Here is a 12873-nt window from a genome sequence, read left to right on the forward strand (position 1 = left end):
AGGCGCTTTCCTCTAGAGATAATCCCGTTTACGGCAAGCGGCGCATGACACCTGCCACACCCGAAACGCCGCTGAAGCTCGGCACGCGCCGCTCGCCCCTCGCCATGGCACAGGCCTACGAGGCGCGCGCGCGCCTCTGCGCCGCGCATGGCTGGCCCGAGGACATGGTCGAACTGGTCCCCGTCACGGCCAGTGGCGACAAGGTGCAGGACCGCCCGCTGGCCGAGATCGGCGGCAAGGCCCTGTGGACCAAGGAGCTCGACGCCTGGCTCATCACGGGCGAGATCGACTTCGCCGTCCATTCGATGAAGGACGTCGAGACCGTCCGCCCTGAACAATTCGCGATTGCCGCCGTCCTTCCCCGCGCCGACGTGCGCGACGTGCTGGTAGGTGCGTCCTCTATCCATGCCATCCCGCCCGGTGCGCGCGTCGGCACCAGCGCCCCGCGCCGCGCCGCGCAGATGCTTCACGCCCGGCCGGATCTCACCATCGTCGGCTTTCGCGGCAATGTCGCAACGCGCCTGGCCAAGCTGCAGGCGGGCGAGGCGGACGTCACCTTGCTCGCCGCCGCCGGCCTCGAACGCCTTGGCGAGACCGGCGTCGGCCATGCCCTGTCCGAGTTCGAGTGGCTCCCCGCCCCGGCCCAGGGCGCGATCGGCATCGAATGCCTCGCCGCGCGCGCCGATCTGCGCCACTGGCTGGCGGCCATCGACGACACACCCAGCCACGATGCCATCCGCGCCGAACGCGCGCTGCTTCTCGCACTCGGCGGCAATTGCCACAGCCCGATCGCGGTCCTCACCACCACGCATGACTCCTCGCTCACCCTGCGCGCCGCCATCTACAGCCCCGATGGCGCGGAACGGACCGAGGGACACGAAACCTTTGCGCCTCTCGACGGCGACGGCCCTGCCCGCCTCGCCCGGCGCCTGCTGGCCGAAGCACCCGAGGCGATCACGGTCCATTTCAGCGGAGCACCATGACCACGCTTCCGCTGATCGTGATCCGTCCCGAGCCGGGCAATGCGGCAACGCTAGGCCTTGCCCGCAATCTCGGGCTGCGCGCTCACGGCTTTCCGCTGTTCGACATCGCACCGCGCGCATGGGACCTGCCGAAAGAGCCATTTGCCGCGATACTCGCCGGCAGCGCCAACGTGTTTCGCCACGGCGGGCCGCAACTCGACGCACTCACGCCCATTCCTGTCGCCGCCGTGGGTGAAACCACCGCCGCTGTCGCCCGCAGCGAAGGCTTTGCCGTGGCGCAAATCGGCGAAGGCGGCCTGCAACCCATGGTCGAGGCGCTGCCCCCCGGCACCTACTTGCGCCTCGCCGGTGAAGACCGCGTTGAACTCAACGCGCCCGAAGGCGTGCGAATCACCACGCGCGTGGTCTATGCCGCGCGGCCCTGTCCCATTCCGGGCCCGCTCGAAGCGCTCCTTGCCAAGCCTTGTGTCGTCCTGCTCCATTCGGGCGAGGCCGCGCGCCATTTTGCCCACGAATGCGAACGCCTTGAAATTCCAAGGACAAGCATCCACATCGCCTGTCTCGCGGACCGCATCCGTGATCGTGCCGGTCCGGGTTGGGCCAGCACTGCCACCGCCAGGACAAGAACCGATGCGGACCTGCTGGAACTCGCCGCGCGAATGTGCCAGACAGTGTGACTTCGGGGCGACAGGACAAGAAAAAACGCATGCAGGATTACGGTCATAGCCAGGGCGTGGCACCAGGGCGCAATGGCTTGCGCGGGCGCACCATTGCCGCGCTGCTTGCCACCTGCCTTGTCGCGGGCGCTGCCGGCGCCGCATGGCTTGGCTGGCGCAACGGCCTGATCGAATTCGATGTTTCCGATGGCGTGCCGCAACTCGTCGCCGCGCCCAGCGCCTCGGCCAGCGCTCCTGCCCCCACGGTCGACGTAGCCGCACAGGCCGAATTCAGCGACACCGCAGCCAAGGTTGCCGCGCTCGAACAGCGCCTCGCCGAGCTCAACGCCCAAGCCCTCGCCGCCTCGGGCAACGCCACGCGCGCTGAGTCGCTGCTGCTGGCGTTTGCCGCCCGCCGTGCGCTCGAACGCGGCCAGCCGCTCGGCTGGATCGAGACACAGCTGCGCGCGCGCTTCGGTGCCACCCAGGGCGCTGCAGTCGACCAGATCATCGCCGCCGGAGCCACGCCTGTCACGCTCGCCCAACTGGGTGAGGAGTTCGAATTGCTTGCACCCACGCTTGTCGGTGGCTCGCCAAACGAAGGCACGTGGGACTGGTTCAGCCGCCAGGTCTCCGGCCTGTTCGTCGTCCGCCACGACGACATGCCTTCGCCCACTCCCGAAAGCCGCCTCGTCCGCACCCGCGCCTTCCTTGCCGGCGGCAAGGTCGAAGCTGCCGCCGCCGAAGTCGAGCGCATGCCCGGCAACGCTGCTGCCGCCGACTGGCTGGCCCACGCCCGCGCCTACACCGCCACAGAGCGCGCGCTGGACCAACTGGAAGCGGCGGCATTGATGAACGCGCAGCCACCAGTTGCGACGCCGACGCCCGAGACGCCTTCATCAATCACACCAACTCCAAAGCAGAGTATTGGCGCGACCCGGTCTGAAACAATAATTCCGCCGCCGAATCCTGTGATTTACGATTAAGCCGCCCGCAGCAACTTCGGCAGATCGCCACTCATCCCGCGCGCCTCGTCCATGAACCAGCGCTTCAATGGCCCCACGCGCTGCACGCCGGCCATGCCAAGCCGGCGCACCGCCGAAGGCAGCTTGCCCGGAACGCCAAACAGCCGCGTCAGCACGTCCGTCGCAGTCGCCACCATGAAGGTATCCGCCGCGCGCCAGCGTTCGTAGCGGGCGAGTAGCTGAGCGTCGCCCACGTCCAGCCCCAGCCGCACGCCGTCGGACAGCACCTCGACCAGCGCCGCCACATCGCGCAGGCCGACGTTGAGGCCCTGCCCCGCGATCGGGTGCATCCCGTGCGCGGCGTCGCCGACCAGCGCCAGCCGCTCGTCCACGATCTTCACGGTGTGGTGGAAGTTCAGCGGGTAGGACGTGCGCGGGCTTGCCAGTTCGATCTTGCCGAAGATGCCGTGCATCCGGCTCGACACTTCGTTCAGGAACATCGCCTCGGGCATGGCCAGAACGGCAGCGGCGTCCTTCTCGGCCACGGTCCACACCAGCGCCGAACGGTGCACCCCGTCTGCGCCATCGAGCAGCGGCAGCAGCGCGAATGGCCCTGCGGGATAGAACACTTCCCACGCGACATTTTCGTGGGACTTCTCGTGCGTAAGCCCAGCGATGATCGCGCGATGGCCATAGTCCCACCGCGCTGGCGTGAATCCCGCTTCATCGCGCGTCGGCGATTTGCGACCCTCGGCCCCGACCAGCAGCCGCCCCTTGAGCACGCGGCCATCGGCCAGCGTCACCGCCACGCCATGCTCACCACGCTCGCGCTTCACCACGTTGGCATTGGGGTGGAAGGTGATCGCTTCCTCCTTCGCTGCCACATCGTACATCGCGATTCGCAAGTCGCGGTTGGCGTACATCCGGCCCAGCGAGCCATCCCCTTCGCCCGGCTTGAAGTCGATCCGCCCCGGCTTCATCGCGTCGGTCACGGCAATCGCCTCGATCGGGCAGCCAAGCGGCGTCAGCGCCTCGGCCATGCCCAGATGCGCGTAGAGGTTCCAGCTTGCGGTCGAGATCGCGGAGGCGCGCCCGTCGAAACCGTCAGCCGTCTGTGCGGCGGGGTCGGAATTGTCAACCACGTGGGCACTGATCCCCGCCTTGGCGAGGCCGATCGCCAGCGTCATGCCGACAAGGCCACCGCCAAGGATGACAACGTCGGCGGTAAGGTCATTCATTTCGCGGCTCCACAGGTATTGCCCGGCCCACCATCGAGATCGAGGCAACGCCCGTCAAACGAACCTTCGGGAATCTTCAGGCCGATCAATGCCGCAAGGCTCGGCGCGATGTCCACCGTTTCCACGGCGCTGGGCTGTTCGAACCCGGTCATTCCCTTGCGCCAGAACAGGATCGGCACGCGACGGTCATAGTCCCACGGGCTGCCGTGAGTCGCCACATAACCCGGACCCGGTACCGCAATTGGGACCACTCCGCGCTTCAGGAACACCACGAAATCGCCCGAATGCAGCGGGTTGAACGAAGCGCGTGCGCGCTGCGCCAGTGTCCAGGTTTCCGGTGATCCATGGGGCATCGGCGTCGCCGCAATCTCCGCGGCGGTCAGCGCCACTTCGACTTGCGGATTGGCCTCGAACCACGCCTTGGCATCATCGACGATCCTGCCCTTGAGGCCCGCTGCAACATCCCGGCGCACCCAGTAATCGCCCGAAGCCCCGTCCGACAGGATCAGCCCCTTGGCCTCAAGCCCGTAGCGCTTGCCCAGCACGCCCGAAAGCGCATCAGCCGAAACATCCGCACCGACGCGCGACGACGTTTCAAGCGCCTGTTCGTGCAGCCGCTCAGGGATATCGAACCCGCCGTGATCGGCAGTCAGCACCACCGCATAATCGATCCCGCGCTTGTCGAGGCTGGCGAAGAAATCGCCCAGCGCCATGTCGAGCTGGGTGAGCTGGATGCACATTTCCGCGCCTTCGGTGCCGGTGGCGTGGCCGACATAGTCGGTTGCCGAAAGGCTCACCGCCAGCAGATCGGGCACGGCGCCCTTGCCCAGCTTCTGCTCGTCGACCAGCCCAACGGCCAGATGCAGCGTCGCCCGGTCCAGCCGCGGCGACGCGCGGAAGGCGTCCGCGTCGCCAGCCTTGAGCGCGAAGTGCCCGGTGCCTACGGTCGCCTTGCCCGCCTGAAAGGCGCGATCGGCGCGCGCGCACCACGCGGGAAGCGGGTAGGCTGCCGCACCCTTGCCCAGCGTCGCGGTGATCGCGGCGTTCTGCGTCAGCGCCACCGGGCCGATCTCGCGCCCGGCAAGCGTGACGAACTGCTTGCCTTTCCACCAATAGACCTGATCGATTTCGTGCCCGCCCATCATCAGCGCGCCGCGATCCTTGCCCGAAACCGCGATGTTCCGCGCCGCCGGATTGGCCCGCTTCATCCATTCGCCCAGCGTCGGCACCAGCAGATTGCCAACGGACGCGACATAGTCCTTCGAGCCCGCCACGCGCTTGCTCACATCCTCGGCGCAATAGACCTGCTTCGGGCCCACCGTCACCGACTGGTCGATCCACGAATTGGCAATGATCCCGGTGTGCGCGGGGCGGTTTCCGGTCAGGATCGTGGAATGGCCGGGGCAAGTCTCGGTCGCCGCGTGGCTCTGGTAACCTGCCGGAAACACTGCGCCTTGCGTCAACCGCGCAAGCCCCCCGGTGAAGCGCTGGCGATACTGCGCGAAGATGTCTGCCGAGAACTGGTCGATCGCTATCGCCACCACGAGGCGCGGCGCACCGGACGGTACGCTCTGCGAAACCGCGGGCGCTTCCTGCGCAGCGGCAGGCACGCCCGCAACGGCGACGGAAGCAAGCAGCATGGCGATCTTGCGGGCTTGGCACTTCACGTGGGACATACTCCTTGGGGCAGACCTACTGGACTCATCGGCAGGCCAATCGTAGGACGCCCGAAGAGCGCTACGCATGGCCCCGGTGGCGTTCTCGTTCAAGGGGCCTTGTGGGACCTCCATGTCCGATCGCGCAGTTTGCAGGACGGCCGGGCACAAGATGTCTGGTATCAACATGTTGCGTAGCATAGCGATGTTTGTGACGGCGCTGTTGCTCCCGTTCGGGCTTGCGCTCTGTCCGGCAGCGGCAGCCCCCAACCACATGCGCGCCTCGCTCCTCGCCGAAGGTCCTGTGCAACCCGGGCAGACGGTCACGCTCGCGCTGCTGATGCAGCCTGAAAAGGGCTGGCACGGCTATTGGTCCAATCCCGGCGACGCGGGCTACGGCCTCACGCTCGACTGGACCATGCCCCCGGGCGCCAGCACCGGCACGATGCAGTTTCCCGTGCCGCAGACCCTGCTCATCCAGGGCCTGATGAACCACGTTTACGAACACGATTATGCTGTGCTCGTACCCCTCACCGTGCCCACAAATGCTCGCCCCGGCACACTTTTGCCGATCAGTGTCAAGGCGCAGTGGCTGGTCTGCACCGAGACGATCTGCGTACCCGAACGCGCCGAACTGGAAGGTGCTGTCACAATCGGCCGAGGCACCGGCAACGCGGGCGCTGCCGATCCGCGCTTTGCCGGCTGGCGCGCCGCCCTGCCCGCCCCGCTTGACCGCGAAGGCACATTCGCGCTCGGTCCCAAGGCCTTGCGCATCGCCATACCGTTCCCGGCCAGCGCGCCGCTCGATGGTCCGCATCTGTTTCTGTCGACCGAGCGCCTTGCAGACTACGCCGCGCCCCAGCGCTTTTTCCGCGATGGCGACACGCTGGTGGTGGACGTTCCGCTGGGCAAGGCGTTGGCGCGGCCTGATAAGGTCGAAGGCGTTCTCGCCATGGGCAAGGATGCGGGCGGCATCGCCTTTACCAGCGTACCGGGTCCGGTTCCTGCTGGCGGCAGCGAGGTGGGCGGCGATGCCATCTCGGCCTCGGTGCTTGGCCTTGCCTTGCTCGGTGCATTGCTTGGCGGGCTCATTCTCAACATCATGCCCTGCGTGTTCCCGATCCTCAGCCTCAAGGCGCTTGCCCTGGCGCGCAGCAATTCGCACGACGCCAAGGCCGATGGCCTTGCCTATACCGCTGGCGTTGTCCTCGCCTGCCTTGCGCTTGGCGGCGTAATGCTTGCCCTGCGCGCGGGTGGCGAGCAGGTCGGCTGGGCCTTCCAGTTGCAGGAGCCGGGCGTTGTTGCCGTGCTGCTGCTGCTCGCCGTGGCGATCACCGCCAACTTTGCGGGTCTTTACGAACTACCTGGCCTGTCGCTGGAACGCGGCGCGGGCAAATCCGGCGCGTTCGGTACAGGTCTGCTTGCTGCCTTTGTCGCCACGCCCTGCACCGGTCCGTTCATGGCCGCCGCGATGGGCGCGGCGCTGGTCTTGCCGACATGGGCGGCGCTCGGCGTTTTCGCCGCGCTCGGCCTCGGCCTTGCCCTGCCGTTCCTGGCTCTGGGCTTCGTGCCGGCCTTGCGCCGCCTTCTGCCAAAGCCGGGGGCATGGATGGAGCGCTTCCGCCGGTTCATGGCCCTGCCAATGGGACTGACGGCCCTTGCGCTGATCTGGCTCGCCCGGCGTCTGGGCGGCCAGAGCTTCGCCATTCTTGCAACAGTTGCCGCGCTCGTGCTGATCGGTCTGCTGTGGTTCGTCGGACGCCGCCAGCAACGCGCGCAGGCCGCGCCGCGCTGGGTCGCAGCCGCATGTCTCGCGCTGGTCGCAGGTGTTGCCGTCATCCTGCCGCGCCAGGCGATCACCGATTCGGCTTCAAGCGGAGGATACCTCGACGAGCAGCCCTTCTCGGAGGCCGCACTCGCCAAGGCGCACGCCGATGGCATTCCCGTTTTCGTCTATTTCACGGCCGATTGGTGCCTGACCTGCAAGGTCAACGAAAACATCGCAATCGAAACCGAGAAGACTCGGGCGGCGTTCGGTCTGGCGCAGGTCATGGTCATGCGTGGCGATTGGACGCGGCGAGACCCGGCGATAACCCGCTTCCTGTCTGCCCGGGGCGTAGCAGGCGTTCCGCTCTACCTGTGGTATCCGTCCGGAGGCGGAGAGCCCCGGCAACTGCCGCAAGTGCTGGGGCCTGACACCCTGGTGGAACTGGCCGGCGCACCGGTTGCCGGTTGACCGCTGGTCACTCGGCAACTGACCAAGGCTTGTCCGATCTTCAGCGTCAGAGCGATTGGCCGTCATCCACCGAAATAAACGTCCCCGTTACCTGCCGCGATGCGTCCGAGGCGAAGAACAGCATCATGTCGTCCAACGCGGTGATTTCGGTCAGTCGCTTGCGCGGCCATGAAGCGATCTGCGCCTTGCCACCTTCACTATCGAACCACTCGCCGTCGATCTCGGTGCGGATATAGCCCGGCTGGATCACGTTGACGTTGATCCCAAGGCGCGCCCACTCGCGCGCGAACTGTCGGCCAAGGTGCTGCACCGCCAGCTTCGTCGCGGCATAGGCCGGATCGCCTTGCGCAGTCATCTGCGCGGTGATCGATCCGGTCAGGATGATGCGTCCCTTCTCGCTCTGCTTCGATCCCGCGGCGATCATCCGCCGCGCCCCCTCGCGCGCGGTGAGGTAAACGCCGTTGAAATTCGTATCGACCACGCGGCGCATGGCGTCCGCCGGCAGGTCGATGGACCGCCCCGCCTCTACGATCCCGGCATTGGCCAGCACCACATCGGGCACGCCAATCGCGGCTTCAGCCGCATCGAACGCCGCGATGATCGAACCCTCGTCGGTCACGTCGAGCGCGACGGGCAGCGCCCGACCGCCGCTTGCGGTGATCTCGTCCGCCAGCGCCGCGACACGCTCCACCCGCCGCGCCCCGATCACAACCGCCGCCCCTGCAGCCGCATAGAGCCGTGCAAAATGTGCGCCGAGGCCGGACGACGCGCCGGTGATCAAGGCAATCCGGCCGTCGAGCGAATAGCGTGGGCGGTCCATCACTCTCTCCTGTTCAGGACTGATCGTCTGAGCGCGCCGCTCTGCCCCGCAAACCCCGCAGATCAGTCAGAACTTGTTGTCGCGTGGAAACCCGTTCGGCGGCAACCGTCCCGCAGCACCGCGCGCGACCTTCCACGGCAGCAGGTCCTTTTCGGTTCGTGTGCGGCCGGTATCGCCGCCCATCGCCCAGGAAAGCCCATCCTCCAGCTTCAGCGTGATCACGTCGGCCATGCCGCCATCCTTGTAGCGCTGCAGCGTGACGCCCTGCCCCTTGGCGAGCAGCGGCACTTCGGAAAGCGCGAAAAGCACCAGCTTGCGATTGTCGCCGATCACGGCAACATGGTCGTGCTCGGCCGCGATTTCGCGCACCGCCGCCAGCTTCACGCCCGGCTTGGTCGAAACGACGCCGCGCCCCTTTCGCGTTTCGGCGAGAAGCTCGTCCATCTCGGCGGCAAAGCCCCGGCCCGAATTTGCGGCCAGCAGCAATTGCCCTTTGGGCTTGTAGACCACCAACGCCACGATCTGCGCATCGGGATCGATGTCCACAATGGTGCGGATCGGCTCGCCAAAGCCGCGCGCACCCGGCAGCTTGTCCGCGCCGAGCGTGTAGAACCGCCCGTTGTCCACCGCCACCAGCAACTTGTCGGTGGTCTGGCAATGCAGCGCAAAGGCAGGGCCATCGCCCTCCTTGAACTTGAAGTCGCCATCCAGCGCGAGGTGGCCCTTGGCTGCCCTGATCCAGCCACGCGCGGAAAGGATCACCGTCACCGGCTCCTTCTCGATCATCGCGTCCATGCTGAACTCGCGCGTCGGCGCGGCTTCGGCAATCGTCGTCCGGCGGCGGCCGAGCGGCGTGTCCTCGGCATATTCCTTGCGCAGCGCGGCAAGGTCGCGCTTGAGACGGGTGCGCTGGCGTGCAGGGCTGTCGAGCAGCTTCTGCAGCTCTTCCTGCTCGGCAATCAGCGCGTCGCGCTCCCTGCGCAGTTCCATTTCCTCAAGCTTGCGCAAGGACCGCAGCCGCATGTTGAGGATTGCCTCGGCCTGGCGGTCGTTCAGTTCGAACTCGGCCATCATCACCGGCTTTGGCTCGTCCTCGGTGCGGATGATCTCGATGATCCGATCAAGGTTGAGATAGGCAATGATGTAGCCGCCGAGCAGCTCGAGCCGATTGAGGATCTTGTCCAGCCGGTGCTGCGATCGGCGCAGCAGGATGTCGATCTGACTGATCACCCATTCCTGCAACACCAGCCTCAGGCCCAAAACGCCCGGGGTGCGGCGCGAATCCAGCACGTTGAGATTGAGGCCGAAGCGGTTTTCCAGGTCGGTCAGCTTGTAGAGCGATTCCTTGAGCAGTTCCGGATCGACGTTCCGGCTCTTGGGCACCAGCACCAGCCGGATCTGCTCGTCGGATTCGTCGCGGATGTCCTCGAGGATTGGCAGCTTCTTGTCGGCGATGAGCTGGGCGATCTGTTCGATCAGCTTGCTCTTCTGTACCATGTACGGAATTTCTGAAACGACCAGTTGCCACTGGCCGGCGCTCAGCTTTTCTATCCCGGTTTCTTCCCAGTTCCCGGCTTCGTCGCGCCCGGTAGAGAAGCGCCCGCGCACGCGAATCGCGCCCCGCCCGGTTTCATAGGCGTGCGAGATCACCGCAGGACTATCGACGATCACGCCGCCGGTCGGCAGGTCCGGCCCGTGGAACACTTCCATCAGTGCGGCGTGTTCGGCATGGGGGTTGTCGATCAGCAGCAGCGTCGCGTCGACGATCTCGGCCACGTTGTGGCTCGGAATGTTGGTCGCCATGCCCACCGCGATGCCGCTGGATCCGTTGGCCAGCAGGTTCGGGAACAGGCCGGGGAATATCTCGGGCTCTTCGTCCTCGCCGTTATAGGTCGGCACGAAGTTTACAGTGCCTTCTTCGAGGCCTGCCATCAGCAGCATGGCCGTGCGCGTCAGCCGCGCTTCGGTATAGCGGTAGGCAGCGGCATTATCGCCGTCGATATTGCCGAAGTTGCCCTGCCCCTCAACCAGCGGATAGCGCAGCGACCAGTCCTGCGCGAGGCGGACCATGGCATCATAGACGCTGGCATCGCCGTGCGGGTGATACTTGCCGATCACGTCGCCCACCACGCGCGCCGATTTCTTGAAGGCGTCGTTGGGGTTCAGCTTCAGCTGCCGCATCGCCCACAACAGGCGGCGGTGAACCGGCTTCAGCCCGTCGCGCAGATCGGGCAGCGAACGCGCCGTGATCGTCGACAGTGCGTAGACGAGGTAGCGTTCCGACAAGGCGGAATCGAACGGGGCATCGACGATAGCGTCGAACGGATCGGGGTCGTTGTCGGTGGTGATCGCCATGGCCCCTGCGGCTTAGCAATCCGCCCGCCCGAACGGAAGGGCAAGGCAGAGGCCAGCTCCCGAAAGCCGGGGAACAACCCACCGCACCGTCAATTGTAGGGGGGACACCCGCCGCCGCCCTTTTCGGGCCTTCGCGGGCCGCACCCCATTCTTCGGAGAAATTCCATGACCAAGCGCGTACTCATTCTCGCGACCAACGGCTTCGAGCAGTCGGAACTGATGGGCCCCAAGAAGGCGCTCGAGGACGCCGGCATCGAAACCGTCGTTGCCAGCATCGAACCTGGCTCGATCAAGGGCTGGAAGGACAAGAACTGGGGCGACAGCGTGAAGGTCGATCTCACGCTCGATGCCGTCTCGGCAGAGGACTACGACGCCCTTCTGCTCCCCGGCGGGCAGATGAACCCCGACATCCTGCGGATGAACGACGATGCCATCGATCTGATCAACGACTTCGACGATTCCGGAAAGACCATTGCCGCGATCTGCCACGCCCCCTGGCTATTGGCCGAGGCCGATATCCTTGATGGCCGCACCGTTACCGGCTGGCCCTCGATCCACACCGACCTTGCCAACGCAGGCGCCGACGTGGTCGATCAGGAAGTTGCCATCGACGGCAACTTCATCACCAGCCGCAAGCCCGAAGACATCCCCGCCTTTTCGCAGGCACTGATCGACGCGCTGGCGGACTGATCACATCCAGAATCCCTCTCCCCCTTCAGGGGGGAGGGTCGGGAGAGGGGACTCCGGGCGCCCCTTACCCGAACACACCGGCATAAAGCGCCTCGATCTCCGCGGCATCTGCCAGACGCGGATTGTTCGCAGGAGACCCCGAAGCGAGAGCCTGCCTCGCCATCTCGGGCACAAGCCTCGACCATTCGGCCTCGGCAATGCCGTGGGCACGCGGCGTCGGCACCGCCAGATCCGCATTCAGCGCGCGAAGTTCATCGAGCAGCCGCGCCACGGCCGCCTGATCGCCCTCACCCTCGCTCGCCACGCCCATCGCGCGGGCACAGTCGGCGTAACGCGCCAGCGCGGATGATGCGGAAAACGCCGTGATCGCAGGCAGCAGCATCGCATTGGAAAGTCCGTGCGGCACATGGAAGAACGCACCGATCGGGCGACTCATGCCGTGAACCAGAGCCACGCTGGCATTGGAAAAGGCAATCCCCGCATGATGCGCGCCCACCATCATCGCCTCGCGCGCCGCGCGGTTGCCCGGCTCGGCGCAGGCGGAGCGAAGATTGGGCGCGATCAGCTTCATCGCCGAGAGCGCCATGGCATCGGAAAACGCATTGGCCCGGCGCGAGACGTAGGCCTCGATTGCGTGAGTCAGCGAATCGATCCCGGTATCCGCCGTCAGCCGCGCGGGCTTGCCCATGGTCAGCTCGAAATCGACGATTGCGATGGTCGGCAGGAAGGCAAGGCCTGCGCACAACATCTTCTCGCTGGTCGCTTCATCGGTAACGATGGTGAAGCGCGTTGCTTCCGACCCCGTTCCCGCCGTCGTCGGCACAGCAATGATCGGCAACCCGGGCACGTCGGTTACGGCAGGCGCCTTCATCGTGGGCACGGGGCGCGGTTCCAGCGCCAGCGCGGCGATCGCCTTGGCCGTATCGATCGGACTGCCCCCGCCAAACCCGATCACGCAATCGCATCCGCTCCCGGCCAGCGCCGCGAGCGCAGTCTCCACCACCGCAACCGTCGGATCAGGCACCGTCCCGTCAAAGACTTGCGCGGAAAGACCCGCATCCTCAAGCACGGCCACCAGCTGCGCCACCATGCCCGATTGCACAAGGAACCCGTCGGTCACCACGAACGGCCGGACAAGCCCGCACTGTGCCAGCGCCCCGGGCAGTTCGGTCAATGCGCCACCGCCAATGCGGATCACGCGGGGCAGGTTGATCGCGGCCATGCAGGAGTCCTCTATGCTTCCCCTCATCGGAAGCCCATTCCCCTTGTGGGTGC

The 12873-nt window shown here is 66.2% G+C and carries 10 protein-coding genes; 5 read left to right on the forward strand and 5 right to left on the reverse strand.

Annotated elements, in window-relative coordinates; all coding sequences use genetic code 11:
* Positions 1-44 precede the first annotated feature (44 nt).
* The 3 genes from hemC to AC2A04_RS05915 are packed head-to-tail and all read left to right on the forward strand — an operon-like array spanning position 45 to position 2625.
* Entirely contained in the window at positions 45-983 is a 939-nt protein-coding gene (gene hemC, locus AC2A04_RS05905; protein ID WP_484211357.1) for a hydroxymethylbilane synthase, read from the forward strand.
* The gene (locus AC2A04_RS05910) at positions 980-1660 is read left to right on the forward strand and encodes a uroporphyrinogen-III synthase (protein WP_484211358.1); all 681 of its coding nucleotides are present in this window, start codon (positions 980-982) and stop codon (positions 1658-1660) included. The genes hemC and AC2A04_RS05910 overlap by 4 nt, the downstream gene beginning before the upstream one ends.
* Before the next feature lie 29 nt (positions 1661-1689).
* A complete protein-coding gene (locus AC2A04_RS05915; protein WP_484211359.1) occupies positions 1690-2625 on the forward strand; it encodes a hypothetical protein in 936 nt (311 codons plus the stop codon).
* On the opposite strand, the gene AC2A04_RS05920 is transcribed toward AC2A04_RS05915, so the two are convergent.
* Both AC2A04_RS05920 and AC2A04_RS05925 read right to left on the reverse strand, forming a co-directional pair.
* Positions 2622-3842: a UbiH/UbiF/VisC/COQ6 family ubiquinone biosynthesis hydroxylase gene (locus AC2A04_RS05920; protein WP_484211360.1), complete on the reverse strand. Its 1221-nt coding sequence runs from the start codon at positions 3840-3842 to the stop codon at positions 2622-2624. The genes AC2A04_RS05915 and AC2A04_RS05920 overlap by 4 nt on opposite strands.
* Complete coding sequence (locus AC2A04_RS05925) at positions 3839-5518, reverse strand: alkaline phosphatase family protein (RefSeq protein ID WP_484211361.1); 1680 nt, start codon at positions 5516-5518, stop codon at positions 3839-3841. Before AC2A04_RS05925 ends, AC2A04_RS05920 begins: the two co-directional genes overlap by 4 nt.
* A 166-nt stretch (positions 5519-5684) precedes the next feature.
* On the opposite strand from AC2A04_RS05925, the gene AC2A04_RS05930 reads away from it, so the two are divergent.
* Complete coding sequence (locus tag AC2A04_RS05930; RefSeq protein WP_484211362.1) at positions 5685-7733, forward strand: protein-disulfide reductase DsbD family protein; 2049 nt, start codon at positions 5685-5687, stop codon at positions 7731-7733.
* Between the two features lie 46 nt (positions 7734-7779).
* Here AC2A04_RS05930 and AC2A04_RS05935 read toward each other — a convergent pair whose 3' ends face one another.
* Both AC2A04_RS05935 and parC read right to left on the reverse strand, forming a co-directional pair.
* Positions 7780-8553 (reverse strand): SDR family NAD(P)-dependent oxidoreductase, encoded by a 774-nt coding sequence (locus AC2A04_RS05935; RefSeq protein WP_484211363.1) that lies wholly within the window; start codon positions 8551-8553, stop codon positions 7780-7782.
* Positions 8554-8619: 66 nt separating this feature from the next.
* Positions 8620-10908: a DNA topoisomerase IV subunit A gene (gene parC / locus AC2A04_RS05940; RefSeq protein WP_484211364.1), complete on the reverse strand. Its 2289-nt coding sequence runs from the start codon at positions 10906-10908 to the stop codon at positions 8620-8622.
* A gap of 165 nt (positions 10909-11073) precedes the next feature.
* Between parC and AC2A04_RS05945 the strand changes: the two genes are divergently transcribed.
* Positions 11074-11598 (forward strand): type 1 glutamine amidotransferase domain-containing protein, encoded by a 525-nt coding sequence (locus AC2A04_RS05945; protein ID WP_484211365.1) that lies wholly within the window; start codon positions 11074-11076, stop codon positions 11596-11598.
* 64 nt (positions 11599-11662) lie between these two features.
* Here AC2A04_RS05945 and AC2A04_RS05950 read toward each other — a convergent pair whose 3' ends face one another.
* Positions 11663-12820, reverse strand: a complete 1158-nt coding sequence (locus AC2A04_RS05950) for an iron-containing alcohol dehydrogenase (protein ID WP_484211366.1) — start codon at positions 12818-12820, stop codon at positions 11663-11665.
* Positions 12821-12873 lie beyond the last annotated feature (53 nt).

The sequence above is a fragment of the Novosphingobium sp. HNCC26DJ243 genome (assembly GCF_057180545.1).

What these genes read in the sequence shown, in the direction of transcription:
- hemC (WP_484211357.1), top strand. Translation starts at nt 45, where the DNA reads ATGACACCTGCCACACCCGAAACGCCGCTGAAGCTCGGCACGCGCCGC.
- AC2A04_RS05910 (WP_484211358.1), top strand. Translation starts at nt 980, where the DNA reads ATGACCACGCTTCCGCTGATCGTGATCCGTCCCGAGCCGGGCAATGCG.
- AC2A04_RS05915 (WP_484211359.1), top strand. Translation starts at nt 1,690, where the DNA reads ATGCAGGATTACGGTCATAGCCAGGGCGTGGCACCAGGGCGCAATGGC.
- AC2A04_RS05920 (WP_484211360.1), bottom strand. Translation starts at nt 3,842, where the DNA reads ATGAATGACCTTACCGCCGACGTTGTCATCCTTGGCGGTGGCCTTGTC.
- AC2A04_RS05925 (WP_484211361.1), bottom strand. Translation starts at nt 5,518, where the DNA reads ATGTCCCACGTGAAGTGCCAAGCCCGCAAGATCGCCATGCTGCTTGCT.
- AC2A04_RS05930 (WP_484211362.1), top strand. Translation starts at nt 5,685, where the DNA reads ATGTTGCGTAGCATAGCGATGTTTGTGACGGCGCTGTTGCTCCCGTTC.
- AC2A04_RS05935 (WP_484211363.1), bottom strand. Translation starts at nt 8,553, where the DNA reads ATGGACCGCCCACGCTATTCGCTCGACGGCCGGATTGCCTTGATCACC.
- parC (WP_484211364.1), bottom strand. Translation starts at nt 10,908, where the DNA reads ATGGCGATCACCACCGACAACGACCCCGATCCGTTCGACGCTATCGTC.
- AC2A04_RS05945 (WP_484211365.1), top strand. Translation starts at nt 11,074, where the DNA reads ATGACCAAGCGCGTACTCATTCTCGCGACCAACGGCTTCGAGCAGTCG.
- AC2A04_RS05950 (WP_484211366.1), bottom strand. Translation starts at nt 12,820, where the DNA reads ATGGCCGCGATCAACCTGCCCCGCGTGATCCGCATTGGCGGTGGCGCA.